At 48.5% G+C, this 26,175-nt stretch carries 23 protein-coding genes and 1 other annotated feature; of the genes, 15 read left to right on the top strand and 8 right to left on the bottom strand.

Features of this window, described 5'->3' with window-relative positions; translation table 11 throughout:
- Nucleotides 1–55 precede the first annotated feature (55 nt).
- From RSC70_RS06940 to RSC70_RS06920, 5 genes are all read left to right on the top strand, one after another.
- The gene (locus RSC70_RS06940; RefSeq protein WP_332542100.1) at nucleotides 56–1,300 is read left to right on the top strand and encodes an MFS transporter; all 1,245 of its coding nucleotides are present in this window, start codon (nucleotides 56–58) and stop codon (nucleotides 1,298–1,300) included.
- A 342-nt stretch (nucleotides 1,301–1,642) separates the two neighbouring features.
- Nucleotides 1,643–2,251 carry an undecaprenyl-diphosphate phosphatase gene (ybjG, locus tag RSC70_RS06935; RefSeq protein ID WP_063585529.1) on the top strand — a complete coding sequence of 203 codons (609 nt, stop codon included), beginning with the start codon at nucleotides 1,643–1,645 and terminating at the stop codon, nucleotides 2,249–2,251.
- 258 nt (nucleotides 2,252–2,509) lie between these two features.
- Nucleotides 2,510–3,274, top strand: a complete 765-nt coding sequence (gene deoR / locus RSC70_RS06930) for a DNA-binding transcriptional repressor DeoR (RefSeq protein WP_040045855.1) — start codon at nucleotides 2,510–2,512, stop codon at nucleotides 3,272–3,274.
- A gap of 921 nt (nucleotides 3,275–4,195) precedes the next feature.
- Nucleotides 4,196–5,485, top strand: coding sequence for an HAAAP family serine/threonine permease (locus RSC70_RS06925; RefSeq protein ID WP_040045854.1), 1,290 nt, complete (start codon nucleotides 4,196–4,198; stop codon nucleotides 5,483–5,485).
- 170 nt (nucleotides 5,486–5,655) lie between these two features.
- The gene (locus RSC70_RS06920) at nucleotides 5,656–7,023 is read left to right on the top strand and encodes an L-serine ammonia-lyase (protein ID WP_282814906.1); all 1,368 of its coding nucleotides are present in this window, start codon (nucleotides 5,656–5,658) and stop codon (nucleotides 7,021–7,023) included.
- Nucleotides 7,024–7,136: 113 nt separating this feature from the next.
- On the opposite strand, the gene RSC70_RS06915 is transcribed toward RSC70_RS06920, so the two are convergent.
- The 6 genes from RSC70_RS06915 to RSC70_RS06890 all read right to left on the bottom strand — a co-directional run bounded on the left by RSC70_RS06915 (nucleotide 7,137) and on the right by RSC70_RS06890 (nucleotide 14,100).
- Nucleotides 7,137–7,289 (bottom strand): Hok/Gef family protein, encoded by a 153-nt coding sequence (locus RSC70_RS06915; protein WP_332542099.1) that lies wholly within the window; start codon nucleotides 7,287–7,289, stop codon nucleotides 7,137–7,139.
- 400 nt (nucleotides 7,290–7,689) lie between these two features.
- Entirely contained in the window at nucleotides 7,690–8,898 is a 1,209-nt protein-coding gene (locus RSC70_RS06910) for a serine hydrolase (protein ID WP_040045852.1), read from the bottom strand.
- A 261-nt stretch (nucleotides 8,899–9,159) separates the two neighbouring features.
- Nucleotides 9,160–10,488 carry a c-type cytochrome gene (locus tag RSC70_RS06905; RefSeq protein ID WP_130997803.1) on the bottom strand — a complete coding sequence of 443 codons (1,329 nt, stop codon included), beginning with the start codon at nucleotides 10,486–10,488 and terminating at the stop codon, nucleotides 9,160–9,162.
- Nucleotides 10,489–10,500: 12 nt separating this feature from the next.
- A complete protein-coding gene (locus tag RSC70_RS06900; RefSeq protein ID WP_234619014.1) occupies nucleotides 10,501–12,285 on the bottom strand; it encodes a GMC family oxidoreductase in 1,785 nt (594 codons plus the stop codon).
- Between the two features lie 3 nt (nucleotides 12,286–12,288).
- Nucleotides 12,289–13,026, bottom strand: coding sequence for a gluconate 2-dehydrogenase subunit 3 family protein (locus RSC70_RS06895; RefSeq protein WP_025800877.1), 738 nt, complete (start codon nucleotides 13,024–13,026; stop codon nucleotides 12,289–12,291).
- Nucleotides 13,027–13,461: 435 nt separating this feature from the next.
- Nucleotides 13,462–14,100, bottom strand: a complete 639-nt coding sequence (locus RSC70_RS06890; protein ID WP_282814909.1) for a homoserine/threonine efflux transporter — start codon at nucleotides 14,098–14,100, stop codon at nucleotides 13,462–13,464.
- Nucleotides 14,101–14,324: 224 nt separating this feature from the next.
- Between RSC70_RS06890 and RSC70_RS06885 the strand changes: the two genes are divergently transcribed.
- The 3 genes from RSC70_RS06885 to RSC70_RS06875 all read left to right on the top strand — a co-directional run bounded on the left by RSC70_RS06885 (nucleotide 14,325) and on the right by RSC70_RS06875 (nucleotide 17,678).
- Nucleotides 14,325–15,218, top strand: coding sequence for a leucine-rich repeat domain-containing protein (locus RSC70_RS06885; protein WP_130997805.1), 894 nt, complete (start codon nucleotides 14,325–14,327; stop codon nucleotides 15,216–15,218).
- A gap of 38 nt (nucleotides 15,219–15,256) precedes the next feature.
- Nucleotides 15,257–16,075 carry an MBL fold metallo-hydrolase gene (locus tag RSC70_RS06880; RefSeq protein WP_130997806.1) on the top strand — a complete coding sequence of 273 codons (819 nt, stop codon included), beginning with the start codon at nucleotides 15,257–15,259 and terminating at the stop codon, nucleotides 16,073–16,075.
- A gap of 406 nt (nucleotides 16,076–16,481) precedes the next feature.
- Nucleotides 16,482–17,678, top strand: coding sequence for an MFS transporter (locus tag RSC70_RS06875; RefSeq protein ID WP_130934107.1), 1,197 nt, complete (start codon nucleotides 16,482–16,484; stop codon nucleotides 17,676–17,678).
- Between the two features lie 21 nt (nucleotides 17,679–17,699).
- Here the strand turns inward: RSC70_RS06875 and RSC70_RS06870 are convergent, their stop codons facing one another.
- The gene (locus RSC70_RS06870) at nucleotides 17,700–18,239 is read right to left on the bottom strand and encodes a GNAT family N-acetyltransferase (RefSeq protein WP_130997807.1); all 540 of its coding nucleotides are present in this window, start codon (nucleotides 18,237–18,239) and stop codon (nucleotides 17,700–17,702) included.
- Between the two features lie 154 nt (nucleotides 18,240–18,393).
- On the opposite strand from RSC70_RS06870, the gene rimO reads away from it, so the two are divergent.
- Nucleotides 18,394–19,710 (top strand): 30S ribosomal protein S12 methylthiotransferase RimO, encoded by a 1,317-nt coding sequence (gene rimO / locus RSC70_RS06865; protein WP_063585536.1) that lies wholly within the window; start codon nucleotides 18,394–18,396, stop codon nucleotides 19,708–19,710.
- A 66-nt stretch (nucleotides 19,711–19,776) separates the two neighbouring features.
- On the opposite strand, the gene RSC70_RS06860 is transcribed toward rimO, so the two are convergent.
- Nucleotides 19,777–20,604: an SDR family oxidoreductase gene (locus tag RSC70_RS06860; protein WP_040045844.1), complete on the bottom strand. Its 828-nt coding sequence runs from the start codon at nucleotides 20,602–20,604 to the stop codon at nucleotides 19,777–19,779.
- A gap of 339 nt (nucleotides 20,605–20,943) precedes the next feature.
- Between RSC70_RS06860 and hisL the strand changes: the two genes are divergently transcribed.
- The 6 genes from hisL (at nucleotide 20,944) to hisH (ending at nucleotide 26,163) form a co-directional block, all read left to right on the top strand.
- Nucleotides 20,944–20,994: a his operon leader peptide gene (gene hisL, locus RSC70_RS06855; RefSeq protein WP_102961614.1), complete on the top strand. Its 51-nt coding sequence runs from the start codon at nucleotides 20,944–20,946 to the stop codon at nucleotides 20,992–20,994.
- Nucleotides 20,970–21,095, top strand: a sequence feature (His leader region). (Overlaps the previous gene by 25 nt.)
- Before the next feature lie 56 nt (nucleotides 21,096–21,151).
- Complete coding sequence (gene hisG / locus RSC70_RS06850; protein ID WP_004095958.1) at nucleotides 21,152–22,051, top strand: ATP phosphoribosyltransferase; 900 nt, start codon at nucleotides 21,152–21,154, stop codon at nucleotides 22,049–22,051.
- A gap of 5 nt (nucleotides 22,052–22,056) precedes the next feature.
- Nucleotides 22,057–23,394 carry a histidinol dehydrogenase gene (hisD, locus tag RSC70_RS06845; RefSeq protein WP_332542098.1) on the top strand — a complete coding sequence of 446 codons (1,338 nt, stop codon included), beginning with the start codon at nucleotides 22,057–22,059 and terminating at the stop codon, nucleotides 23,392–23,394.
- Entirely contained in the window at nucleotides 23,394–24,497 is a 1,104-nt protein-coding gene (hisC, locus tag RSC70_RS06840; RefSeq protein WP_130994189.1) for a histidinol-phosphate transaminase, read from the top strand. Before hisD ends, hisC begins: the two co-directional genes overlap by 1 nt.
- Nucleotides 24,494–25,561 carry a bifunctional histidinol-phosphatase/imidazoleglycerol-phosphate dehydratase HisB gene (gene hisB / locus RSC70_RS06835; protein ID WP_111329239.1) on the top strand — a complete coding sequence of 356 codons (1,068 nt, stop codon included), beginning with the start codon at nucleotides 24,494–24,496 and terminating at the stop codon, nucleotides 25,559–25,561. The genes hisC and hisB overlap by 4 nt, the downstream gene beginning before the upstream one ends.
- Nucleotides 25,561–26,163: an imidazole glycerol phosphate synthase subunit HisH gene (hisH, locus tag RSC70_RS06830; protein WP_103009329.1), complete on the top strand. Its 603-nt coding sequence runs from the start codon at nucleotides 25,561–25,563 to the stop codon at nucleotides 26,161–26,163. The genes hisB and hisH overlap by 1 nt, the downstream gene beginning before the upstream one ends.
- Nucleotides 26,164–26,175: the final 12 nt, after the last annotated feature.

Raw genomic sequence — 26,175 nt, 5'->3', positions numbered from 1 at the left:
GCCATCTTCTATCAAGATGGTACCTAATGGACTTTCACTCATTATTGGTAATGCTATGAAGACTCAAAATAAAATTATCTCAATCCCTCTGTATGCAAACTCGCGCGACCTTATCACGAGCCAGTCGCTCTTTAGCAGCGCCTTTTATCTCGTTATCCCTTTCCTTGTGCTGTTTATGCATGACTCGCTGCGTTTGTCTGGGGAGGTCATCGGGTTTGTAGTTGGGCTGCGCTTTTTTGCCCAACAGATGATGTATATGAAGAGCGAACAGCTCGCTCACTCTATCGGTGGGAAAAATCTTTTGCTGCTCGGGTGCTTGACGCAGGCAAGTGGTTTTTTGTGTTTGGCATTCGCTAATCAGCCCAACCTGCTCATCGCAGGAGTACTACTCACGGGAGTTGGCGGTGCGTTATTTGCGCCAGCCAAAAGCCTGTTGATGAACGAAGCGGGCGAAGGCGATCATAAGCTGAAATCAGGCAAGGTTTTGGAACTTGGGAATTCAGTGGCTATCGCGGGCGAAATAGGTGCTCTCGTAGGGCCATTACTGGGATTTTGGTTAGTCAGCCTTGGTTTTCATGTTCTTGCATGGGGTGGCGCTTTAGTGTTTGTCGCCGCCATGATTTGGTTAGCGCATAAACTCCCCGCTAGTTTCTATTACCCTGCGTTGCCGAAGCAAAAAGGCACGTGGCAAAACGTGTTGCAAAATCGCCGCTTCTTGGTGTTTGTATTAGCCTATAGCAGCTATTTGCTCAGCTACAGCCAGCTATTTTTAGCCCTTCCTCTGACGTTGCGTCATTTGGGTGGGGAGAGCGAATACATTGGCCTGCTGTTTGCGTTTTCCGTATTGATTTCAATGCTGATCCAGAAAGGTCTACGTAGCTTTACGAACAGAAAAGAAAGTCAGCTATTGGTGATGGGATTTTCAACCCTCTCGCTCGCTTTCATCTATATGGCATTTGTCGCAATACGCCATCAGACCACCGGATGGCATGGCTATTTGCCGCTGTTGATGTTTGTATTCCTCATCAACTGTGGGCAGCTCCTGATTGTGCCAACAACCAAACGCCTCGTGAGCTACTTTGCAAATGGCAATGATACAACGCCATATTATCAGGCGTTGGCGATGAGCGGCGGCTTTGCGGTTCTAGTGGGAAGCCCAATCATAGGGGAACTGATGGAAGCCACTCGCCACAGCCTAACACTCGCCGGCCTACCTTGGTTTGTAATGGCGTTATTCCCTGCGCTTAGCGCCATGGCTATCGGGTTGATGTTCCCAACCACACCGGCAAGAGCCTACTAGTCGCTGACAACAATCATTCACAAACAATCATTCGCAAACAACCGTATAAAACGAATGGTGCATCGCCCCTTAATGTTCCCTTAAGCTGTGATTGTTAAGGTAACGACATGGGATGAGGCACCATTTTTTGCTTCAAATTCTGAATACCACACTTTTTGCTAATTTTCAGATTAATGGCCTTTACTCCCGCGATGCCGGCTTTTATTGTACGCGCTCTTTTGCCGCTACTGATGTGGGCCAATGTGGCCTTACTGCTCGGCTTTGTTAGGGCGTCATTCGATAAAATAGCTGCTATTTCATTGAGATGCCTATTTTGGTTTTGTTAGAAGAGTAAGACGTTATATGGAACAGTTTAACCAAGCGCTCTTTATGCTTGTGAACGCCACGCCAAATTCTCCGGCTTGGCTGATTGCGTTAGCCAAGTTTTTTGCCAATGATTTGATCGCCATTGTGCCAATACTGATCGTGAGTTTCTGGCTATGGGGTCCACGTAAGGCAATGGCAGAGAACCGCACTCTGGCGACCAAAGCCACCTTTGCTCTGATTTTTGCCCTACTCGCCTCGCGCGTCATTGGCATGATATTTCCTCATGCTCGGCCGTTTGTTGACGGTATCGGCTATCAATTTATCCCGCACGCCCCCGACAACTCATTCCCGAGCGATCATGGTACTGGCATCTTTACCTTTGCTCTGGCATTTTTGTTCTGGTATCGCCATCTGCTATTCGGTGTAATCTTGTTGGCATTAGGTGTGTGTATCGCTTGGTCTCGCGTCTATCTTGGCGTGCATTGGCCGCTAGATATGGTTGGGGGGCTGCTCGTAGGACTCATGAGTTGCGCCGTGACACAGTTGCTTTGGGGCATGATCGGCCAAAGCATCGTGAGCCGCTTACATCAGATTTACTCCTTCAGTTTTGCTCTGCCGATTCGACGAGGCTGGGTGAGACAATAAGCTCAATGAGATGATCAGCCCGTTTTGCGGGCTTTTTTGTATCTACTAGACTACATTCACTCAATCACGAATTTGCGCCACGGCAGGCGCAGAGGTAAGATGAAAGGCCTCGCGAACGATTGAATTCGTTGAAAGTAGTCGCATTTATCTCATCCAACATCACGTTGGAACGTTGTTCCTTATCCGGAATCTCATGGGAAAAGGCATCCCGATTATTCTTGCCCGGCTTAAGTACCGGTCACTTTACTGAGAGAAACTATGGAAACCCGGCGTTACGATCGTATTAACCGCTTGTCACAGGCGCTCAAACGAACAGATAAACTACATCTCAAAGATGCCGCCGAGTTACTTAATGTCTCAGAAATGACGGTGCGCCGCGATTTAGCCTCACAAAGTAGCGACGTGGTCTTACTGGGGGGTTATGTGGTGCTAGACCCAAAAATCCATCAAAGCGCTCGCTACTTCGTGACCGATCAGCAGGAAAAACGTGTCAAAGAAAAACGCCACATCGGCACACTTGCTGCTCAGCTGGTGCAAGAAGATGACGTAGTCTTTTTTGACTGCGGTACCACGGTTCCTTTCATCATTGATGCTCTTGATGAATCACTGAGCTTCACCGGCGTCTGCTACTCATTAAACACATTTATGGCATTGCGCACCAAGCCAAACTGCCGTGTGATCTTATGCGGCGGCTCATTTAATCCAGACAGCGCCATTTTTGTTCCTAACGGGATTTGCAGCGAGTTGGATAACCTTTGCCCAACGCTGGCCTTTATTTCCGCCGCAGGTATCACCCAGAAACAGGGCGCAACCTGCTTCAATCTCGATGAGATCGCACTTAAGCAAAAAGCAATTCAGCGTGCACGCCGTTCGGTGCTGATCGCCGATGCCAGCAAATTTGGTGAGATCAAACCGGCTTGGATTGCGCCACTTTCCGAGTTTTCCACGCTGATCACCGATCAGGCGCCGAGAACGGAAATTTGCCAGTTTTTGATCCTAAAAAACGTACAACTTTTGTGCTAATTGCTATTTAATAATCATTATCACTTTGATAATCCTATTTATGAACTACAGTTTCAATATAATTGAGGCTGTAGCTATTTCACCGCTATATTCGTTTCTTTATTTACCAATCTTTTTTTCTCTATTCATCATTTCCTTTCTCGCCAACGAGTTAATTAATCATACTTAATAGCCAATTTCATTCACTGAGGTGAATATTGCTTATTAGTTACGCTCAAGGAATAATCAGTTTCAATCTAATTTCTCATTTAAAATGCATATATTTTCGTCATACAAAAAACAATACCACTACATAGATAAATCCATATAAAACAGAAAGTTAAAATATCATCACTTATAATACACATGTTGACTATAACCAAAGTGATAAGAATATTTGTTTTTTGGAATTCAGTTAAATCGTGTTTTTTATTTCATATAAGAAACGAATTTTTACTATTTTTCCTATCACTGTTAATTAGCATGAATTTCCTTGTTAATTTTGTGTGTTTATTTTAGCCTGAAAATCAGAAAAAACGCGATAAAATCGAGTGAATATCGCAATTGAGAGCCGGATCACGGACGTTTTAACTGTAAAAATATATCTTTCCCGCCGAAAACAGCTGCAACTCACCAACAATTTAAAAGAGCATTTTATGAACGGACTATTATTTGTTCGCTTTTTTTGTTTTGGCTGAGCAGGACAAAGCAAGCTCCATGAAAAAGTAAGCTTTATGCGTTCCTTTTATACACAGTTGTTTTTATACACTGGTGTATAGTGCAGCCGCTTTATTTAATGGAATGAATCCATTTTTATAACCAGGTAATTAGCAACACACGCAGTACGTTGAATTGAATAAAGTTCTTTCGTTGAACATCACGACTGAACAAAGAATTGTTTTGATAAGAAACTGTTTTAAACGTGTTCACTTCGGAGACCCTATGGACACTACTCAGACTAGTACTATTACTTCTACTTCTGGTTCCGCAACGGCCTGGCGCAAGTCAGATACCATGTGGATGCTGGGCCTGTACGGCACAGCGATTGGTGCAGGCGTACTGTTCCTGCCAATCAACGCCGGCGTCGGTGGTTTAATTCCACTGATCATCATGGCAATCATCGCTTTCCCTATGACTTTCTTTGCGCACCGCGGCCTGACCCGTTTCGTGCTGTCTGGTAAAAATCCAGGCGAAGACATCACTGAAGTTGTAGAAGAACACTTTGGCGTGGGCGCAGGTAAACTGATCACCCTGCTGTATTTCTTCGCTATTTACCCAATTTTGTTGGTATACAGCGTTGCAATCACCAACACCGTTGATAGCTTCATTACTCACCAGTTGGGTATGTCTTCACCACCACGTGCCATTCTGTCTCTGATCCTGATTCTGGGTCTGATGACTATCGTTCGTTTAGGTGAACAGTTCATCGTTAAAGCAATGAGCATCTTGGTATTCCCGTTTGTTGCGGTACTGATGATGCTGGCTCTGTATCTGATCCCTAACTGGAACAGCGCTATCTTCGAAACTTCAGCAATGACTCAGTCAATGAACGGCAGCGGCCTGTGGATGACCCTGTGGCTGGTAATTCCAGTTATGGTGTTCTCTTTCAACCACTCACCAATCATCTCTGCGTTCGCTGTGGCGAAACGTGAAGAGTACGGTGTAGACGCTGAGAAGAAGTGCTCTAAGATCCTAGCTTACGCACACATCATGATGGTTCTGACCGTTATGTTCTTCGTGTTCAGCTGCGTACTGAGCCTGTCTCCAGCGGATCTGGCTGAAGCTAAAGCACAGAACATCTCCATTCTGTCTTACTTGGCTAACCACTTTAATACTCCAGTTATCGCATACATGGCGCCAGTTATTGCCTTCATCGCGATCACTAAATCCTTCCTGGGTCACTATCTGGGTGCTCGTGAAGGCTTCAACGGTATGGTTATCAAGTCTCTGCGTGGCAAAGGCAAAACCATTGAAACTAGCAAACTGAACAAAATCACTGCGCTGTTCATGCTGCTGACAACTTGGGCTGTTGCAACGCTGAACCCAAGCATTCTGGGTATGATCGAAACCCTGGGTGGCCCAGTTATCGCGATGATCCTGTTCCTGATGCCTATGTACGCTATCCATAAAGTTCCAGCGATGCGTAAATACAGCGGCCACATCAGCAACGTATTCGTGGTCATCATGGGTCTGATTGCAATCTCTGCAATCCTGTACACCCTGTTCGGTTAATCGCTGTAAGAGTTCATGTTCTACCGGCCAGCGCACTTCTTCTCTTGCGCTGGCCGTATCACTCCCCTTCTCTGGCAGCACCATTCTTTATATCCACAGTAATTGGAATTGCAGCACGGTAGCAGCTTCAAGTACGAAGGATATAGCCCTGTTTAACGTACGGAGGCGACATGATTAGCGTATTTGATATTTATAAAATTGGCATTGGCCCATCCAGCTCCCACACCGTGGGCCCAATGAAAGCCGGTAAAGAATTCTCTGACGATTTAATTCAAAAAGGCATCCTGAACGATGTCACCCGCGTAGTTGTTGACGTTTACGGTTCACTTTCACTCACCGGTAAAGGCCACCACACCGATCTCGCTATCATTATGGGCTTGGCGGGCAACATGCCTGACAGCGTTGATATCGATATGATCCCCGCTTTTATTAAAGACGTCGAACAACGTGGACGCCTGTTGTTGGCCAAAGGCCAGCATGAAGTGGATTTCCCGCTGGAAACCAGCATGAATTTCCACCAAGACAACCTGTCGCTGCACGAGAACGGCATGCGTATCACTGCGCTGGCTGGCGACACCGTCGTTTATAGCAAAACCTATTACTCTATCGGCGGCGGCTTCATCGTTGACGAAGAAAACTTTGGCAAACAGTCTGAAAACGAAGTGCAGGTACCCTATCCATTCAAGAGCGCCGCTGATTTGCAGGAACATTGCAAAGCATCTGGGCTGTCTCTGTCTGGGTTGGTGATGCAAAACGAGCTCGCTTTGCACAGCAAAGAAGAGATCGAAGCCCACTTCACTCGCGTTTGGGATGTCATGCGTAGCGGCATTGAGCGCGGCATGAATACCGAAGGCATTTTGCCTGGGCCATTACGCGTTCCACGCCGTGCATCTGCGCTACGTCGCATGCTGGTGACTCACGATAAAATGAGCGTTGACCCAATGGCCGTTGTTGACTGGATCAACATGTACGCCTTTGCCGTTAACGAAGAGAATGCGGCGGGCGGTCGAGTGGTCACAGCACCTACCAACGGTGCATGCGGGATTATCCCTGCGGTATTGGCCTACTACGATAAATTCATTCGTGAAGTTAATACCAACTCGTACTCTCGTTACTTCCTAGCCTCTGGCGTTATTGGCGCGCTGTACAAAATGAATGCATCGATCTCCGGTGCTGAAGTTGGGTGCCAAGGGGAAGTTGGGGTTGCCTGTTCAATGGCTGCGGCGGGTCTGACTGAGCTGATGGGCGGAAGCCCTGCGCAGGTTTGTATGGCCGCTGAAATCGCGATGGAACACAACCTTGGTTTAACCTGTGATCCAGTTGCTGGGCAGGTTCAAGTGCCTTGTATCGAACGTAACGCTATCGCCGCTGTGAAAGCGGTCAACGCTTCTCGTATGGCAATGCGCCGTACCAGCGACCCACGCGTTTGCCTAGATAAAGTGATCGAAACGATGTACGAAACAGGCAAAGATATGAATGCCAAATACCGTGAAACCTCACGCGGTGGTTTGGCACTCAAGGTTCTGACCTGCGGTTGATTCTGCATTGTATAAGTGCTTAGCATGGGTGCTTAGTGACTGATGCTAACACCACAAGATTGAGCCAGAGTGTCTCAACAAGCGGGGAGTCTCCTCCCCGCCGTTGAGTCAGCTTACCGTTTGGATGCGTAGGCCAAAACAGCCGCCACTTTTTTATCACCGTTTTTTATATGTATCTCACAAAGATATCCGTGAGTGATTCTGATAAACGCCAGTAGAGTTAGACAGACGATCAATACACAATAAATCACCGTTTTTTGCGGCATCTCCGGCCTCCTTTTCCTTGCCTTGCGGCGGGTAAGAGACTAACCTCATGTTGTCTTGCATAAGATTGAGCCTCACTTCGATTTATAGTCGGGTGGGGCTTTTTTCTATCTGCTTTCAGCTAGTGCATATACCCAAAATAGTTCGAGCGGCATTGAGGCGGCAAATGAGTGAATCCCGATGAGCTTACTCAAGTAAGTGATTCGGGTGAACGAAAGCGGCCAACAAAAATGCCGCTTGAAATATGAAGGGTATAAAGCAAACAGCCCTAAGCACCCGCAGCCAAACTAACGGTGATTTTTCGGTGAGAAAAGCGGTATTTCATACTGCGATGAAGACTTGCGAAGAGAATTGCATAAAGCATGAATCAGCGTGCATGTTGCACGCTGATATCTGGATGAATTAGCCAAACCACGAACCGAACAGCTGATGAATCTTCATCATCACAAAGTCGATGATGCGGCCAAAGAAGCCGGCTTCTTTCACTTCGTTAAGCACCACCAGCGGACGCTGCTCAATGGTTTTGCCGTTTAATTGGAAATCAATCGTCCCCACCACTTGCCCTTTAGCTAACGGCGCTTCCAACTGAGGTTGATTCAGGGTGAAGCTGGCCTTCAGGTTTTTCAGCTGCCCGCGTGGGATAGTAACACCGGCGTTTTTATCAACGCCCAGTTCCACTTCGCTCTTATCACCAAACCACACTTTTTCAGTGGTAAATGCCTGCCCGACTTTAATTGGTGTGACTGTTTCATAAAAACGGAAGCCCCACGTCAGCAGTTTTTTGCTTTCTTCAAAACGAATTCGATCCGTTGGTGCACCAAGCACGACCGAGATCAAACGCATTGGGCCATCGGTCGCCGACGAGACTAAGTTATGACCAGCACCAGAGGTAAATCCGGTTTTAATTCCATCCACGTTCAGGCTGCTATCCCATAGCAGACGGTTACGGTTAATCTGACGGATTTTATTAAAGGTGAACTCTTTTTCTTTGTGCAACGCGTATTCATCGGGCACATCAGCAATCAAACGTTGGCTGATCAGCGCCATATCGCGCGCCGAGCTGTATTGCCCTTCAGAATCTAACCCGTGAACCGTTTTGAATGAGGTGTTTTTCAGTCCCCAAGCTTCAACGTATTTGTTCATAAGGCTAACGAACGCATCCTGACTGCCAGCAACATAGTCGGCCAGCGCAATACTGGCATCGTTACCCGATTGAATAACCACGCCTTTATTCAGTTCAGAAACAGGAACCCGATCGCCGGGTTTAAGAAACATCAGTGACGATCCGCGTAAAACGGGGTTGCCCGTCGCCCAAGCATCTTTACCGACCACAACCATATCGTTAGGTGTGATTTTACCAGCCTTAATTGACTGACCGATCACATAGCTTGCCATGATTTTCGTCAGGCTAGCTGGATCCAAACGCTCATCGGCGTTGGCCTCTGTAAGGATTTTCCCGCTGTCGTAATCCATCAGCACATAGGCTTTGGCATTGATTTGTGGGGCCGCCGGAGCAGCCTCATCAGCATAGGTCATCGGGATTGCCATTAACGTCAGGCCTGCCCCGAGAGTGATTTTTTTGATTAACGTAGTGAGTGCGATTTTCTTCATGATGATGCCAGCGTATCCATTCAGATAAATAAAAATTACTCTTTACCTTCGCAAAGGGTGTTTATCCCCTGCTTGGAACCATAACGGCTTTAACTTAAAGAATAAACCCTAGATTATTAACCCTTTAAATATAATCCAACCTCACAAACTCGCTAATCAATTTTTTGCTTAATCATTGTGCTGCATTCGGTCAGATTTTTAGCGATTCAAGGCTACTTCATCGCGGCTGACAAAAAACCCCGGACTCGCCGGGGTTGATTGTTATTGCTGTGTGACCTGTAGCTTTTCAATTTCAGGGCTGCCTAGCAGTTTCGGATCGGGAATGATGTCCTTGTCCTCACGCACTTTGGCAACGTCTTTAGCCGTAATTTCTGGGGCTTTATTCCCCCAACTGGTACGAATAAAGTTAACCACATCAGCCACCTGCTGGTCGTTCAAACGCCAGCCAAATGCAGGCATCGTGATTGACGATGGAGCCCCTTTCACGCCCGGTAATGTATTCCCCGTTAATACTACATGGATCAGCGAAGTAGCATCATCGGTCATCACCACCGGATTGCCGCGCAGTTCAGGGAAGAAACGCGTGTAGCCGCTACCGTCAGTTCGGTGGCAAGCCGCGCAGTTATCAACATACACCGCCGCGCCTTTTTTACTGTCATCGCCCTTCCACAGCGCATTAGCGACGGTTTTGTCCTCTTTAAAGGCCGGCTGATCTTTATCTTTTGCCGGAAGCGACTTCAGATACCGCGCAATTGCCGTGGCGTCTTCTGGCGTTAAGTACTGCAAACTATGTTCAACGACATCGGTCATGCCGCCAAACACAGCGGTACGATCGTTTCGCCCTGTTCGCAGGAACTCAGTCAGATCTTTTTCACTCCAACTGCCTAAGCCATCTTTGTTATCACCACGCAGATTTGAAGCAATCCAGCCATCAATCGGTGCACTGCCGGAAAGGTAAACATCGCCTTCGGCGTTGTTAAGCGCTTTTTCCTGCATGGTGATACTGCGTGGCGTATGGCAAGCACCGCAGTGCCCTAAACCTTCCACCAGATAGCGACCACGTGCTAGCACCGGATCTTCACCCTGTGCGGGTTTGAAATCCTGCACATCTGGCGCAAACATCCCGCGCCAGATAGATAACGGCCAGCGCATCGACAGCGGCCAAGGAATATCGCTGTCTTTGTTTGCCTGATCGACCGGTTTTACGCCCTGCATGAAATACGCATAAAGCGCGCGCATGTCCGGTTCAGTCACCACGGCATAAGAAGGATATGGCATCGCCGGATAAAGCGTACTGCCGTTCTTCGCCACGCCGTGGCGCACTGCTTGGTCAAAGTCCTCAAAAGAGTATTCACCAATGCCGTGCTTCTTATCCGGCGTGATGTTGGTACTGTAAATCGTGCCGATTGGCGTTGCCATCGGTAGCCCACCTGCAAACGGGGTTCCGCCTTTGCTGGTATGGCAGGCCACGCAGTCTCCGGCGCGGGCCAGATATTCACCGCGTTTAATCAAATCTGCGCCGCTCATTTCCTGAGCCAATGCGCTCATGCTAAACGCGCCAAATACCAGCACTGAGAGTATTTTTTTCATGTTCTGGTTTCCTTAAGCCTGCACCAACGGTCCTGGATTTTTCAAATACTGCTCGCGAATAGCACGAGCAGACCAGTAAGTCAGAGCCGCTAAGGTTCCGGTCGGATTGTAGCCCAAGCCCTGTGGGAATGCCGATGCTCCCGGTACAAACACGTTTGGCACATCCCAACTTTGCAAATAGCGGTTAATGGCGCTGGTTTTCGGATCGTCACCCATAATCGCCCCACCGTTCATATGCGTGGTTTGGTAGACGGTGGTATCGAAATGCGTCCCTTCACTTTTAGGCGAACCGCTAATCACCGTCGGGTTCATGGCCTCGGCGATTTTATGCATACGTCCATGCATAAACTGCGACATTTTGATGTCATTTTCCTGCCAGTCGAACGTCATACGTAGCAATGGCTGACCATAAACATCTTTGTAATTAGGGTCTAAATCCAAATAGTTAGCACGATAAGACTGGTGCGCGCCATGCGCATCCATAGAGACATGATGCGGATAAACATCAGCGACTTCGGCTTTCCATTTACTTCCCCACGCTGGAGTTCCTGGGCGAGTTGGCAAACCTGAAATCGGTTTAGTCCCTGCCTGGTTCACCCAGAACGGCGATCCACCGACGAAACCATATTTGGCGTGATCAAAATTATCCGCGTTAAAGTCATCCACGCCGACACCTGCACCACCGGCACCAATAAAGGTATTAGTGAAAATATCTTTATTGAAGAAGGCCTTGATGGTCGAAATATTCTGGTACGCAAAGTTACGGCCTACCACCCCTTCATTAGTGATTGGGTTGTAAGGCTGACCAATACCAGACAGCAGCATCAGGTGCACGTTATGGAACTGGAATGCAGCCAAAATAACCAAATCAGCAGGTTGCTCAACCTGACGCCCTTGCGCATCCACATAGGTCACTCCGGTGGCACGCTTTTTATCATCTGTCAGATTAACGCGCAGCACATGTGAGTTGGTGCGCAGCTCGAATTTAGGTTCTTGGCGTAAAGCCGGCCACACGTTAACGTTCGGCGAGGCTTTGGAGTACATGTAGCATGCGTAACCACTACAGAATCCGCAGAAGTTACATGGCCCCATCTGAGCACCGTAGGTGTTTGTATACGGGCCTGAGGTATTTGCCGAAGGCAAATCATAAGGGTGATAGCCCACAGACTCCGCGGCTTGAGCAAACATCTGTGCAGAGAAGGTGCGTTTCTGAGCCGGTAACGGGAAATTGTCAGAGCGATCTGGCGCAAACGGGTTTCCCCCTTTGCCCTGACCAATCACTTTCCCCTTCACGCTCCACGGCGTACCTGAGGTGCCAAAAACTTTCTCAGCCTTATCAAAATACGGCTCAAGCTCTTCATAGGTAACGCCGAAATCCTGAATCGTCATCCCTTCAGGAATGAAATTTTTGCCATAGCGTTCTTCATAATGGCTGCGCATGCGCAATTCCATCGGATCAATACGGAAATGCACCCCAGACCAATGCAGGCCTGCACCACCGGTTCCGGTACCTGGCAAAAATGCCGCTAACTGACGGTAAGGTAACGCGGTTTGAGAGACGTTATGGCGGATGGTCACGGTGCTTTTGGATAAATCCTGAAATAGCTTGCGGCGCGTGTTATAGGTTAATTCATCAATTACCTGTGGATAGGCGCCATCAGGATAAGTATCACGATGCGGGCCACGCTCTAACACCACCACATTTAAACCGGCTTCAGTGAGTTCTTTCGCCATAATGGAACCCGCCCAACCGAATCCCACCACTACCACATCGACTTTCTTCATTGTATTCGCCATGATTTATCCTCTTTCTCCGCGAATAGACACCGGAGGGAACGGATAACGTTCACCGCGCTCTACCCAGTCCATAAAATCTGCACGTGCGCCGGGGAAGTTAATTAGCGTCCAGCCGACCATGCCTTGGTTACCGCCATGGATGGGATCGCTAAAGAAACCTTCACGGGTGTTTTGCAGTAAGAAAGAGAAGAAGATCTTGGCCGGAACCTGAGTAAATTCCGCTTTCCCGCCTTCCATTTGGCTTAACAGATCGTCCTGTTTATCCTGCGGTAATTCAGCAAAGATTTTGCCCGCCTGTTTTTTGGCGTAATCATTGGCTTCGGCTACGCCCAAGCGATAAATCTGCTGCGGCGTTAACGGCAGCTGATAGCCAAAATCATGTTCTGCATCAGGGTTGAATGGCCCTTGCATATACCACTGTGAACCTGTGGCATACGGGGTATTCATTTGGCGATCGATGAATTCAGGCACGCCTGCTTCTAGCGCGCCGGGGCCGCGATCGTCATTAGGGATCAGACGTGCAGCGGCTGCTTGCACAAACGCATATTCTTCAGGCGTAAAAAAGGTAGGAGTGTAATCACGCGCCGTATGTTTTTCGGGCGTTTTTGGTTCAGTTGCATGCGCAACCATCGGAGCCGTCAGTGAGCCAATACCTGTTCCACCGATAGCCACTGCGGGTACTAATGTTATTGTTTTTAGAAGGAAATCTCTTCTTGAGCTTCCAGATTTTTCTTTTGCCATGACATTGCCCATCTACAAAATGTTATCAGTTATTTAACACCATTTCCTTGCTGAATGTGTTGTTATGAAACATTTGTTTACGTTACGCTACGTTTGGAAATGGCAGATTTGGCGTGAATTAAATGAATTGTTACGGGTAACTTACTGATTAGGGAGGAAAACGAGCAAGAGAGTCTTGTGACTGAGTAAGTGTGACGGATCGCACAAAATGTTGATTATTTGATTAAATAACCCACCATAAATCTAACAATTTTGCATACAACTCAAAAAAGCGATCGTCTTGGTGGTCTACAGCGCTACAGAGATAAATCAGCAACGCTCTCACTCCCAAACTGGATTAGTCATACTTAAAAGCACACAACATGTCTATTTTCCACCCAATAACAGCATAGTTGAAATATCAATAAGTGTTACGACTTATCCCTGTGATTCAGTTCAACGGCTAAGTTCGCGTCCACCTTCGTAAATAAGCCGCAACGCAAATGCCCCGACAACGGCACCGATCACCTTGCTGATCACGCGTTGAATGCGTGAATAACCACGGCGCACCACCGAGAGAGAAAAAGCCTGACTGAGGAAAATACGCCAAATGACCGAGCTCATCACAATGCCAAACCAGGTTAATAACTTGGCCCAAGTTGGCGTTTCAGCGCTTAGCGTTACCGAGAAAATACTGATAAAAAACAGCACGGTTTGTGGGTTAGAAAGATCGGTAATCAGTCCACGGCGAAAAAATACCGCCCCTTCGCCGGGCACCAGCGTATGCAACCCGCCAATTTGTATATCATTTTGATTTTTTACTACGCCGTAAGCGTACCAAAGCAGATAAACACCGCCTGCTATTTTGATGATTGAGAACAGGCTTTCAAACTGGGTCATCAAGGCCACCATACCAAATAGGCCAAGACCAGAATAAATCGCATCGCCCAGCGCTACGCCTAATCCTGTATGCACACCGGCACGTCGTCCAGAAGATAGGCTCGTCTGAACCACCACAAAAAGGTTCGCTCCCGGATTAAAAAAGGTGAGGACAAACAACCCGACAGTGACCCAAACCGCATGTAATGGTTCCATTATTCTTCCCAAGTTCGTTAACGTTAGTAGCATTATGGTTAGTGGCATTATGAGAAGCTATTCGTCGTAGCAACGTGCGCCAACTCACTGTTTATAAACAACACGCCAAAGGGTTTATTTTATCCTTGTGAGCACTCAGTTTTGCTCCCCTTTTCTTCCCATCACGAGGCAAACTGGCTACAGTGATCTCCTCACTGCCAGCCTCACTCATTGGATTCATCCCTATGCTATTACACCAACGCTCAATAACACCGACAGAACAGGCTAACGCGCCGTTTCTCAATCTTGATAATCAACAACTTGAGCAGCTTGATAACATTAAATTGAATGAAGGGCTGACAGGGCTTAGCGTCTATAACAACCAGCTACGCGACTATCCAGAGCAAATTGACAGCTTAACTAAGCTACAGGTGCTCAATATATCCTGTAATCAGATCGCACATATTCCTGACTCTATTGGGCAGCTTCGCGCGCTGGAAATGCTCGACCTCGGGCATAATAAATTATCTGAATTGCCCAGCACGCTTGGACAGCTAACTGAATTGGTCTATCTCTATTTGAGCAATAACCAGCTCAATGATATTCCAGCAACGCTGTCAGCGCTGCATAACCTGCGTTACCTGAATATTACGGATAACCATCTCACTAGCATTCCAGAAACCGTTTTTGCCCTGCACGCCTTAGAAGAGCTGCGCTTATACAATAATAAAATTGCGTTGTTTGCTGAAAAGATTGGTGAACTTACAAATCTCAAAGAACTGCATTTAATGAACAATCATCTCAGCCAGTTCCCAGACCAAATCAATCAGCTAACTCAGCTACGCGTGTTGGATGTGTCGGGTAACCGCATTAAATCGATTCCGGATGCTTTAACGCAATTAAACTGCCTGCAAGATCTTAATTTCAGATTTAATAATCTGTCTGAGTTACCAGAAAGTATTGCCGCTCTAACTCAGCTACAAACGCTGGATCTGCGGGCAAATAATCTCACGTCATTACCAGACAGTATCTATACGCTCAAGAATCTTAAACGACTCGATCTGCGTTGGAATTCATTTGGCCACTATCCGGCACAGCTGGCTCAGCTCGAAGAAAACGGCTGTCTGATTCATATCTAATTTAGTTAGTCATTATCAACTGTGCGGGCAAATGACAGATGTCGCTTAAGATTACGGTTTTGCTAGAAAATCACACCCGTCACGCTGATTTAAACAGCGGCGTAGGATTAAGTTTATGGCTGGATGATGGCGAACAGAGGGTCCTGTTTGATACGGGGCAAGATCAGCGTTTTTGTCATAACGCGCAACGCTTAGGAATAGATTTAAGTACTGTTTCTTCCGTGGTGCTTTCACACGGGCATTACGATCATTTTGGTGGGCTTCCTTATCTGATTCCCTACACTCCGCACAAGCCTAAGGTCATATGTCACCCCGATGTGTTTCTCACACGCTATGCGGGGGGCTTTATCGGTTCTCGTGCCATCAAAATAAAAAAAATATCCCCTGAAAATAACAAAACGCAATTACAAACCCATTTCCCCTTTCAGCTTTCACGACAACCGGTAAACATCGGCACACGCTTTATTTTTGCCGGAGAAATCCCCCGCAGCAATCCCAATAAACGCTTCGGCTTAATTGAAAATGATACAGGTTATGAAACTGACTATGTCAGAGACGATAGCTGTTTAATCTGGCGTGGAAGCCAAGGTTTAGTGATTATTGTTGGCTGCTCGCATTCAGGCATCTGCGATATTATTGACTACGCCAAACAGATCACTGGAATAGATAAAGTCAGCGCCGTTATCGGCGGTCTGCATTTACGTAGCGCGGGTTTGCCAGAGATGCTCCGCACCCGACGCTATTTCCAACAGCAAAATATCAATCTTATTTACGGTTGCCACTGTACCGGAAGTTGGGGTCGCTTATGGTTAAATGCTCAGCCGTTTAATACCGGCGATATCCTTAGCCTAGAGTAGCCACCAAAAGACCACGATTTGCCCTATCTATATTACACAGATATAATTCGCACCTAATCTAAAGAGAATTTGTCTCTTGGTATCGAGTAAATTTCATGGTTTGTACCTACTTCAAAAAATCCGTCACCAGACGCAGCTCCGCGCAATCGAAAGATGAAGCGTTGTTCGGAGCCTAATCAGCAGCCATCCGCTGCTTAAACTCTTCATCAGCCAGCAGGTCATCGGTCGTTTAGTTACGTCGATTTCTGCTAGCTGAAATTTAGGGTTTATGTCTCTTGCCACGCTTTATCTGTGGCCTTGATGTTGCAAAACATCCGTGACGGATTGTTGAAATAAACAATCTTTAAGCCGGGCCGCCAACAGTGCGAACCGGCTTTTTTATTGAAAAAAATTGAGTACCAATACCATGACGCAACAACTTCATTGGAAAAAGGACATCGCCCTTTTCCTCTCAGCCCAAACAGTGACTCTGCTTGGTTCATCCATCGTGCAATACGCCATTATTTGGTACATCACGCTGACTACGTCTTCAGGGCTGATGATCACCATCTCGACCCTGTGCGGTTTTTTGCCTCAGCTCGTTATTTCGCTGTTTGCCGGTGTATGGGTAGATCGCTATAACCGCAAGTATGTCAGTATGATTTCAGACGCGGTTATCGCGCTGGTAACGCTGTTGTTGGCTGTTGCATTTATCTTAGGATACAAGCCGCTATGGTTGATCTTTGCCGTATTGGCCGTTCGTTCCTTTGGCACGGGAATTCAAACGCCAACCGTGAATGCGATCATTCCTCAACTGGTGCCAAAAGATCGCTTGATAAAGATAAATGGAATCAACAGCACATTAAGTTCGTTGAACATGCTAATTGCACCGGCGGCCAGCGGTGTGCTGTATGCTTATTTCTCCATCGAGAAAATCTTCTTCGCCGACGTCATTACCGCCGCGATTGGCTTAGTATTTATGTCGATGTTAAAGATCGCCAAACTCACAAACAGCAATCTTGACGGTAAATCGACTATCAAGGTTATCGGTGAAGGCTTCCATTACCTTCGGCAAAATCCGTTTATCAGCTATCTGATTATGTTCTTGATCATCATGATGATCTTGATAAGCCCTGCGGCATTTATGACGCCCCTGATGGTCAGCCGTTCGTTTGGCCCAGAGGCATGGCGATTAGCCATCAATGAAATGGCCTTTAGCAGCGGAGCCATTACGGGTGGAATATTGATTGCAATGTGGGGAGGATTTACCAGCCGTCTACGCACCACCTTGTTCGCTGGCGGTGCCTATGGCTTTTTCATGATCGCACTTGGCTGCGCGCCGCAATTCAGCATTTATCTGGCTTTTAATTTCCTGATAGGGATCACCATGCCGTGCTTTAACGCGCCGGTGACTTCTCTGCTACAGGAAAAAGTGATACCCGAAATGCACGGTAGAATTTTCAGCTTGGTGCAGGTCGCCAACTGCTGCGCTTTGCCGCTGGGTATGGTGCTGTTCGGCCCGCTTGCCGATCATTTCCGCATCGAGCATTTGCTGGTTATTGCCGGAGTATTGGTGCTTCTTCTCTGTGTTCAGCTATTTGTGAAAAGGAAATTAGCTGAATAATAACTCAAATCCTAGCAGGGGTTAGCCCCTGCTATATTCCTCGGCCAACAAGCCGAAGACCCAGTCATCATGCCATTTTCCCTGTAGAAAATAATTTTGTCGCAAACAGCCTTCCTGCTGAAAGCCGCTGCGCATTAATAATCCCCGCGATGCTTCATTACCCGAAGTCACCACCGCCTTTAGCTTGTGATAGCCACATTGTGAAAAGGCAAAATCAATAAGCGCAGTGAGAGATTCTTTGCCATAGCCTTTGCGTTGAAACCTAGGGGAAATAATAAAGCCAACTTCAGCTATACGATATGGCATCCATTCAGAAACAAAGCCGGTTAATCCCACTCGCTGACCCGAGTCCCGATCAATCATGACTAAGCACAACCATTGGGGCAGTTCTTTACGCCATTTAGGTAAGCGACTCTCGAAAGCAGCCAAAATCTGCTGCTCTGTTTGCGTATCAGCAATCAGCGCCATAGCTTGCTCATCACGGTAAAGATCGCTGAAAAACGCCCAGTCTGATTCAGTGATTTGCCGCATGATTAGTCTTTGAGTTTCGAGCATTACCATCTATGCATCCTTAAAAATCGGTCAAGATTTCTGATAACATCGCGACGAATTTATCTAGCCTAAGCACCCATCATGATAAAAACTAGAGGCAAAATAAATTCCCGTGTAAAATCTCAGCCGTTTTTCTTCTTTGAACATTTTGTGAGCGTAATATATGCACCAACCGCGTATTGGTTTTGTGTCTCTGGGCTGCCCGAAAAACCTAGTAGACTCCGAACGTATTCTGACCGAACTGCGCACCGAAGGTTATGATGTAGTCCCCCGCTACGATGACGCCGAGCTCGTTATCGTGAACACCTGCGGTTTTATCGACAGCGCCGTGCAAGAATCGTTAGAGGCTATCGGTGAAGCGCTCAACGAAAATGGCAAAGTGATTGTTACCGGCTGCTTAGGGGCAAAAGAGAACCAGATCCGCGAAGTTCACCCTAAAGTTTTGGAAATAACGGGACCGCACAGCTACGAAGCCGTGCTTGAACACGTACACCAGTATGTGCCGAAGCCAACGCATAATCCGTTTACCAGTCTGGTGCCGGAACAGGGTGTTAAACTCACGCCTAAACATTACGCTTACCTGAAGATATCCGAAGGCTGTAATCATCGCTGCACGTTCTGCATCATTCCATCCATGCGCGGCGATCTGGATAGCCGTCCGATTGGTTCCGTATTGGATGAGGCAAAACGTTTGGTTGATGCGGGCGTCAAAGAACTGCTGGTTATCTCGCAGGATACGTCGGCCTACGGCGTTGACGTCAAACACCGTACCGGATTCTGGAACGGACAGCCGGTGAAAACCAGCATGATCGGCCTATGTGAACAGCTTTCTTCACTCGGCGTTTGGATCCGCTTGCATTACGTTTACCCCTATCCGCACGTTGATGACGTCATTCCATTGATGGCGGAAGGCAAAGTGTTGCCGTATCTGGATATTCCGCTTCAGCACGCCAGTCCAAAAATCCTTAAACTGATGAAGCGCCCTGGCGCAGTAGAACGCACCCTTGAGCGCATTAAACGCTGGCGCGAAATTTGCCCGCAGCTCACGTTGCGTTCGACGTTTATCGTTGGATTCCCAGGTGAAACCGAAGAAGACTTCCAGATGCTGCTCGATTTCCTGACTGAAGCGAAACTCGACCGCGTTGGCTGTTTCAAATTCAGTCCGGTTGAGGGTGCCACCGCCAATGAATTGGCTGACCAAGTGCCGGAAGAAGTGAAGGAAGAACGTTTCCACCGCTTTATGCAGCTTCAGCAGCAAATTTCAGCCCAGCGTCTGAAAGACAAAATTGGCCTGACACTTCCCGTTATCATTGATGAAGTGGATGAAGAAGGCGCTATTGGCCGCAGCATGGCTGATGCACCTGAAATCGACGGCGCGGTTTATCTCAACGGTGAAACCACGTTGAAGATCGGCGACGTTGTTAACGTCACCATCGAAAACGTTGATGAATACGATATGTGGGGCAGCGTTAGCGCCTAATCGCAGCGCTAATTTCTGCAACAAAAAAGCCTGTCATTTGACAGGCTTTTTTACTTTAAGCGCATATCAATTCAATGGCATCAGCGTCGGATTCGAATACTGATACTCGAAGCCTAATTCTTTGCTGATTAAGCTGCCATCCACGAGTTTTCCCTGCGCAGGTTTATCTTCATCGGCAAACTGCGGTGGCTCCAGTCCTAAAGCCCGCGCTAGAGGCGGATAAAACTCGGCCTTAGTCGGATGGATCGGCGCACACAGGTTATATACATGCCCACCCTGCGGCAGTTTGAGCAGCATTTGAATGGCCGCAATCACGTCATCTTGATGCACCAAATTCACGCCGCTGTTGGCCCCAGAAATACCTGTTTTCCCCGCAAGAAAACGACCCGGATTACGCCCTGCGCCAACCAATCCTGCCAAGCGCAAAATATCAACAGAGGTATTTGGCAAATCGTGCAGCCACGTTTCTAGCTCAGCCAAAGTACGACCAGCGCTGGTATTAGGTTGCAACTCAGAGCGTTCATTCACGGTACCAACGGCGTCACCATAAACCGAGGTAGAACTGAGGAAAATAATCCGTGGAACGTTATGCGCCAAAGCGCTATCCACCAAAAGCTGAACCGCGTGCAAATAGCGCTCGCCTTCTTCTGGCTTGCGGCTGGCTGGCAGCGTAATCACTAACGCATCGGCATCGAGCAACTGTTCTAAATCGTCTTGCTCGCACTCAAGTTCAGGCGTCATCACCAACGGATAACATTCGATTCCGCTCATCCGTGCAGCTTCAACGCCGTCTGATGTGGTTTTACTGCCAACCACCTGATAGCCGCGCCCCAGCAAAGATAGGGCCAACGGCATACCAACCCAACCAAGTCCTACTATTGATATCTTTTTCATTGCGGCCCTCTCAATGCGCATGACCAGCGATCTAATCGCACCATTTATTTCGATGAATTATGCATGGAAAACAATTTATTCATATAAATCAGGCTACGCCACTCTCTCTGTTTATACAATTTCCACGCTATATCGTGCAGTAAAGTATTGTCAGTAATAATCAATCATGCTGGGTAAATGAAACAAAAACGAAATATTAAACTTTTCTCGCCATGTGCCAGCTATAGATAAAACAAAAAATGACCACAAAAAAGAGGTTGCCATCGCCCCTGCATTTGGTTTAGGTTAATTTACAGTTAACGCAGACAATCGTGTCTGCCAAATTATTGGATTACCAAAATGCTTACTCGCGTTCAGTTCAGCCACCATCATCACCATCATCCTGACTAGTCTGACAGGCCGATGAGTGCTGGAAGACGGTTAACAATCTTCCAGTGGCGCAGAACGCAAAAGAGAGCCCTCGGAAGATTATCTTCCGAGGGCTTTTTTGTTGTCCAAAGATTAGTAAATAACATCACAGAATTTATAAAATATTAAGGGAAGCCACATGTTAGACAAAACTCGTTTACGTATCGCCATGCAAAAATCCGGTCGCCTGAGCGAAGATTCTCAAGAGCTTCTGGCACGCTGCGGCATCAAAATTAATCTACAGCAGCAACGCTTGATCGCATTCGCTGAAAACATGCCTATCGATATTCTGCGTGTTCGTGATGACGATATCCCTGGATTAGTGATGGATGGCGTTGTCGATTTGGGCATCATTGGCGAGAACGTTTTGGAAGAAGAGCTGCTGAGCCGCCGCGCTCAGGGCGAAGATCCGCGCTACTTCACGCTGCGTCGCTTGGATTTTGGCAGCTGTCGTTTATCACTGGCGATGCCGTTAGACGTTCCTTACGACGGCCCGCAGTGTTTACAAGATTCCCGCATCGCGACCTCCTACCCACACCTGCTTAAGCAATACCTCGATAAACAAAATATTCGCTTTAAATCATGCTTGCTGAACGGCTCGGTGGAAGTCGCACCGCGCGCTGGCCTTTCTGATGCGATCTGCGATTTGGTGTCTACCGGCGCAACGTTGGAAGCCAACGGTCTGCGCGAAGTTGAGGTGATTTATCGCTCCAAGGCCTGCCTGATCCAACGTGATGGCGAAATGCCAGCCGCCAAACAAGAACTCATCGACAAACTGATGACCCGTATTCAAGGCGTAATTCAAGCTCGCGAATCTAAATACATCATGCTGCACGCGCCAAGCGACAAGCTGGAACAAATTATTCAGCTGTTGCCGGGGGCTGAACGTCCAACATTACTGCCGCTGGCCGGCGACCAAAACCGCGTCGCCATGCACATGGTGAGCAGCGAAACCCTGTTCTGGGAAACCATGGAAAAGCTGAAATCTCTGGGTGCTAGCTCGATTCTGGTTCTGCCAATCGAAAAAATGATGGAGTAATAGCGATGATTGCTGCTGATAAGAAAACCAACTTTAACAACATCACTTTCTGGAACGAATGCGATGCGCAGCAGCAACAAGCGCTATTGCAACGTCCAGCGGTCGCCGCGTCTGACTCCATTAGCGCCAGCGTAGCCAAAATTCTGCAACAGGTTAAATCCGGCGGCGATGCGGCACTGCGTGAGCTAAGTGCCAAATTCGATAAAGTCGATATCACCACGTTGCGCGTCAGCGTGCGCGAGATCGATCAAGCGGCCTCTCGCTTAGGCGAAGAGATCAAAACGGCTATGCAGCAGGCTGCCAAAAACATCGAAAAATTCCACGTTGCCCAGATCTTGCCTGAGGTTGATATCGAAACGCAGCCCGGCGTACGTTGCCAGCAGGTCACCCGCCCACTGGCATCGGTCGGTTTATATATTCCCGGCGGAACTGCGCCGCTGCTATCCACCGTATTTATGCTCGGTATTCCGGCGCGCGTCGCGGGCTGTCAACGTGTGGTCTTGTGTTCTCCACCGCCGATTGCCGACGAAATCCTTTATGCCGCATCGCTGTGTGGCATCACCGAGGTGTTTCAGGTCGGCGGAGCTCAGGCCATTGCGGCACTGGCTTTCGGCAGCGAGTCGATCCCTAAAGTGGATAAAATTTTTGGGCCGGGCAATGCTTACGTCACTGAAGCTAAACGCCAGGTAAGCCAAAGCATCGACGGCGCAGCCATCGACATGCCTGCTGGCCCTTCTGAAGTTCTGGTCATCGCCGATGAAAAAGCGACTCCGGCATTTATCGCCGCCGATTTGCTGTCTCAGGCCGAACACGGCCCTGATTCACAGGTGATTTTGCTCACGCCAGATGCTGAAATTGCCAAACGCGTCGCCGTTGAAGTGGAAGCACAGCTGGCAACCCTGTCACGTGCCAACATCGCCCGTCAGGCGCTAGATTCAAGCCGTTTGATTGTCACTTCATCATTAGCGGAGTGCATCGATATCAGCAATCGTTATGGCCCTGAGCACTTGATTATCCAGACGCGCGAGCCGCGCCAGTGGATCGACAAAATCACCAGCGCAGGTTCCGTATTTCTTGGCGACTGGTCACCCGAATCTGCGGGCGACTATGCGTCTGGAACTAACCACGTGCTGCCAACCTACGGCTACACCGCAACCTATTCCAGCCTCGGTTTAGCTGATTTTCAAAAACGCATGACCGTTCAACAAATTAGCGCCGATGGCCTACTCGGCTTAGCACCGGTGATTGAAGCGATGGCGGCGGCAGAGCTGCTGACCGCCCACAAAAATGCCGTCACCCTGCGCGTTGCTGCGCTCCAGTCTCAGCAGAAGGAGAAAAACTAATGAGCTCCAGCATTGAAGAATTGGCCCGCGCCAACGTGCGCAAATTAGTCCCTTATCAATCTGCTCGCCGTCTGGGCGGTAAAGGCGACGTGTGGTTAAACGCCAACGAATATCCAATTGGCACGGCTTATCAACTCAGCGCCGATACCTTTAACCGTTATCCAGAATGTCAGCCACAGGCCGTGATTAATAACTATGCGTCCTACGCTGGCGTCAACGCCGATCAGGTTTTAGTTAGCCGGGGTGCCGATGAAGGCATTGAGCTTCTGATCCGTGCATTCTGTGAACCGGGTCAGGATGCGGTGCTGTATTGCCCACCTACATACGGTATGTACGGCGTAAGCGCTGAAACTTTTGGAGTTGAACGCCGCACGGTTGCACTTCGTGAAGACTGGCAGTTAGATTTACCGGCTATTGAACAAAATCTGGCTGGCGTGAAGCTGATTTACGTCTGTAGCCCTAATAACCCAACCGGCAACTTGCTTAGCCCAACTGATTTACGCCAGCTGTTAGAGCTCACCGCTGGAAAAGCCATCGTGGCGGTTGATGAGGCCTATATCGAATTCGCGCCGCACGCCACGCTGGTGCCTTGGCTGGCTGAGTTCCCGCACATGGTCGTATTGCGTACCCTTTCTAAAGCGTTTGCTTTGGCGGGGTTACGCTGTGGTTTTACGATCGGAAGCCCTGAAATGATCACCCTGCTGTTAAAGGTGATTGCACCTTATCCACTCTCAACACCGGTTGCTGATATCGCCGCACAGGCGCTCTCTCCTGACGGTGTGGCAGCCATGCGCCAGCGGGTGCAAACCATTTTAGAAAACCGCGCGCTGCTGGTGAAAGCCTTAACCGAATGCGACTGCGTCGAGGCCGTTTATCCCGGCGAAGGCAACTATTTAGTCTTCCGCTGTTCAGCCGCCGCTGCGGTGTTTAAATCGCTCTGGGATCAAGGCATTATCTTACGAGATCAAAGTAAACAACCCAGTCTGTCTAACTGCTTAAGGATCACCATAGGTACGCAGGCAGAAAACAACCAAGTGATTGCAGCCCTGCGCGCTTTTCCCAATGCCGTAGCCGCTAAAGAATTCAGCAAGGAGGCCGTGTGAGCCAGAAGTTTCTTTTTATCGACCGTGATGGAACCCTAATTAGCGAACCACCGGTTGATTTTCAGGTCGACCGCATGGACAAATTGGCATTTGAACCTGCCGTTATCCCTGCGCTACTGAAGCTACAACAGGCCGGTTATCGTTTGGTGATGATCACCAATCAAGACGGATTAGGAACGGCCAGTTTTCCGCAGGCCGATTTTGATGGCCCACATAATTTGATGATGCAGATTTTCACCTCACAAGGCGTGGTATTTGATGACGTGCTGATTTGTCCACATCTGCCTGCTGACAACTGCACCTGTCGTAAACCAAAAACCGAGCTGGTGCAGTCGTACCTGAATCCTGAAGTGATGGACTATGCGGCCTCACGCGTCATTGGCGACCGTGAAACAGACGTTCAGCTGGCTGAAAATATGGGCATCACCGGTATTCGCTACAACGCCGAAAATAGCGGTTGGGCACAGATCGCCGAAGAGTTGACTAAACGCGACCGCCACGCACAGGTGAACCGCGTTACGCGTGAAACCGCAATCAACGTTGACGTGTGGCTCGATCGTGAGGGTGAAAGCCACATTCGTACCGGCGTCGGCTTCTTTGATCACATGCTCGATCAAATTGCCACCCACGGCGGCTTCCGTATGAATATCGAGGTGAAAGGCGATCTGTATATCGACGATCACCACACCGTGGAAGATACCGCGCTAGCATTGGGCGAAGCGTTGAAAAAAGCGCTGGGTGATAAACGTGGCATTTCCCGCTTTGGCTTTGTGCTACCGATGGATGAATGCTTGGCGCGCTGCGCACTGGATATCTCTGGCCGCCCTTATCTGGTTTATAAAGCCGAGTTTACCCACCAGCGTGTAGGCGATCTCAGCACCGAAATGGTTGAGCACTTTTTCCAATCTCTGGCCTATGCCATGGGGATCACGCTGCACTTGAAAACCAAAGGGAAAAACGATCACCACCGCGTAGAGAGCTTATTTAAAGTCTTTGGCCGCACGCTGCGTCAGGCCATTCGCGTTGAGGGCGATACACTGCCAAGCTCGAAAGGGGTTTTATGATGGCCGACACGAACGTTGTGATTCTGGATACAGGCTGCGCCAACTTGTCCTCGGTAAAATATGCTATTCAACGGCTGGGCTATGAGCCAAAAATCAGCCGTGAGCCCGACGTGGTGCTCACCGCTGATAAGCTCTTTCTTCCGGGTGTGGGGACGTCACAAGCCGCGATGCAACAGCTGCGCGAACGCAATCTGATTGAGCTGATTAAAGCTTGTACTCAGCCCGTTTTGGGGATCTGCCTCGGTATGCAACTGCTGGCTAGCCGCAGCGATGAAGGTAATACCGACACATTAGGCATCATCGATACTCCCGTCGAAACCATGAAAGATTATGGGCTGCCGTTGCCACACATGGGCTGGAACCAAGTGTCAGCCCTCGCCGGTCATCGCCTTTTCCAAGGGCTGGAAGACGGTGCTTATTTTTACTTTGTGCACGGTTATGCCTATCCCTTGTGTGAAAATACCATCGCACAGGCGAACTACGGCGCGCCCTTTAGCGCGGCGGTGCAAAAAGATAATTTCTTCGGTGTGCAATTCCACCCTGAGCGCTCCGGTGCCGCCGGTGCTCAGCTGTTAAAAAACTTTCTGGAATTGTCACTTTAAGGAGCAGCACGC

The sequence above is a fragment of the Hafnia sp. genome, assembly GCF_036648275.1.
In the GTDB taxonomy this organism is placed as follows: Bacteria; Pseudomonadota; Gammaproteobacteria; order Enterobacterales; family Enterobacteriaceae; genus Hafnia; species Hafnia alvei.
The sequence above is the reverse complement of the archived record's forward strand: the minus strand, read 5'-3'. Positions and strand labels throughout refer to the sequence as shown.

What these genes read in the sequence shown, in the direction of transcription:
- RSC70_RS06940 (WP_332542100.1), top strand. Translation starts at nt 56, where the DNA reads ATGAAGACTCAAAATAAAATTATCTCAATCCCTCTGTATGCAAACTCG.
- ybjG (WP_063585529.1), top strand. Translation starts at nt 1,643, where the DNA reads ATGGAACAGTTTAACCAAGCGCTCTTTATGCTTGTGAACGCCACGCCA.
- deoR (WP_040045855.1), top strand. Translation starts at nt 2,510, where the DNA reads ATGGAAACCCGGCGTTACGATCGTATTAACCGCTTGTCACAGGCGCTC.
- RSC70_RS06925 (WP_040045854.1), top strand. Translation starts at nt 4,196, where the DNA reads ATGGACACTACTCAGACTAGTACTATTACTTCTACTTCTGGTTCCGCA.
- RSC70_RS06920 (WP_282814906.1), top strand. Translation starts at nt 5,656, where the DNA reads ATGATTAGCGTATTTGATATTTATAAAATTGGCATTGGCCCATCCAGC.
- RSC70_RS06915 (WP_332542099.1), bottom strand. Translation starts at nt 7,289, where the DNA reads ATGCCGCAAAAAACGGTGATTTATTGTGTATTGATCGTCTGTCTAACT.
- RSC70_RS06910 (WP_040045852.1), bottom strand. Translation starts at nt 8,898, where the DNA reads ATGAAGAAAATCGCACTCACTACGTTAATCAAAAAAATCACTCTCGGG.
- RSC70_RS06905 (WP_130997803.1), bottom strand. Translation starts at nt 10,488, where the DNA reads ATGAAAAAAATACTCTCAGTGCTGGTATTTGGCGCGTTTAGCATGAGC.
- RSC70_RS06900 (WP_234619014.1), bottom strand. Translation starts at nt 12,285, where the DNA reads ATGGCGAATACAATGAAGAAAGTCGATGTGGTAGTGGTGGGATTCGGT.
- RSC70_RS06895 (WP_025800877.1), bottom strand. Translation starts at nt 13,026, where the DNA reads ATGGCAAAAGAAAAATCTGGAAGCTCAAGAAGAGATTTCCTTCTAAAA.
- RSC70_RS06890 (WP_282814909.1), bottom strand. Translation starts at nt 14,100, where the DNA reads ATGGAACCATTACATGCGGTTTGGGTCACTGTCGGGTTGTTTGTCCTC.
- RSC70_RS06885 (WP_130997805.1), top strand. Translation starts at nt 14,325, where the DNA reads ATGCTATTACACCAACGCTCAATAACACCGACAGAACAGGCTAACGCG.
- RSC70_RS06880 (WP_130997806.1), top strand. Translation starts at nt 15,257, where the DNA reads ATGTCGCTTAAGATTACGGTTTTGCTAGAAAATCACACCCGTCACGCT.
- RSC70_RS06875 (WP_130934107.1), top strand. Translation starts at nt 16,482, where the DNA reads ATGACGCAACAACTTCATTGGAAAAAGGACATCGCCCTTTTCCTCTCA.
- RSC70_RS06870 (WP_130997807.1), bottom strand. Translation starts at nt 18,239, where the DNA reads ATGGTAATGCTCGAAACTCAAAGACTAATCATGCGGCAAATCACTGAA.
- rimO (WP_063585536.1), top strand. Translation starts at nt 18,394, where the DNA reads ATGCACCAACCGCGTATTGGTTTTGTGTCTCTGGGCTGCCCGAAAAAC.
- RSC70_RS06860 (WP_040045844.1), bottom strand. Translation starts at nt 20,604, where the DNA reads ATGAAAAAGATATCAATAGTAGGACTTGGTTGGGTTGGTATGCCGTTG.
- hisG (WP_004095958.1), top strand. Translation starts at nt 21,152, where the DNA reads ATGTTAGACAAAACTCGTTTACGTATCGCCATGCAAAAATCCGGTCGC.
- hisD (WP_332542098.1), top strand. Translation starts at nt 22,057, where the DNA reads ATGATTGCTGCTGATAAGAAAACCAACTTTAACAACATCACTTTCTGG.
- hisC (WP_130994189.1), top strand. Translation starts at nt 23,394, where the DNA reads ATGAGCTCCAGCATTGAAGAATTGGCCCGCGCCAACGTGCGCAAATTA.
- hisH (WP_103009329.1), top strand. Translation starts at nt 25,561, where the DNA reads ATGGCCGACACGAACGTTGTGATTCTGGATACAGGCTGCGCCAACTTG.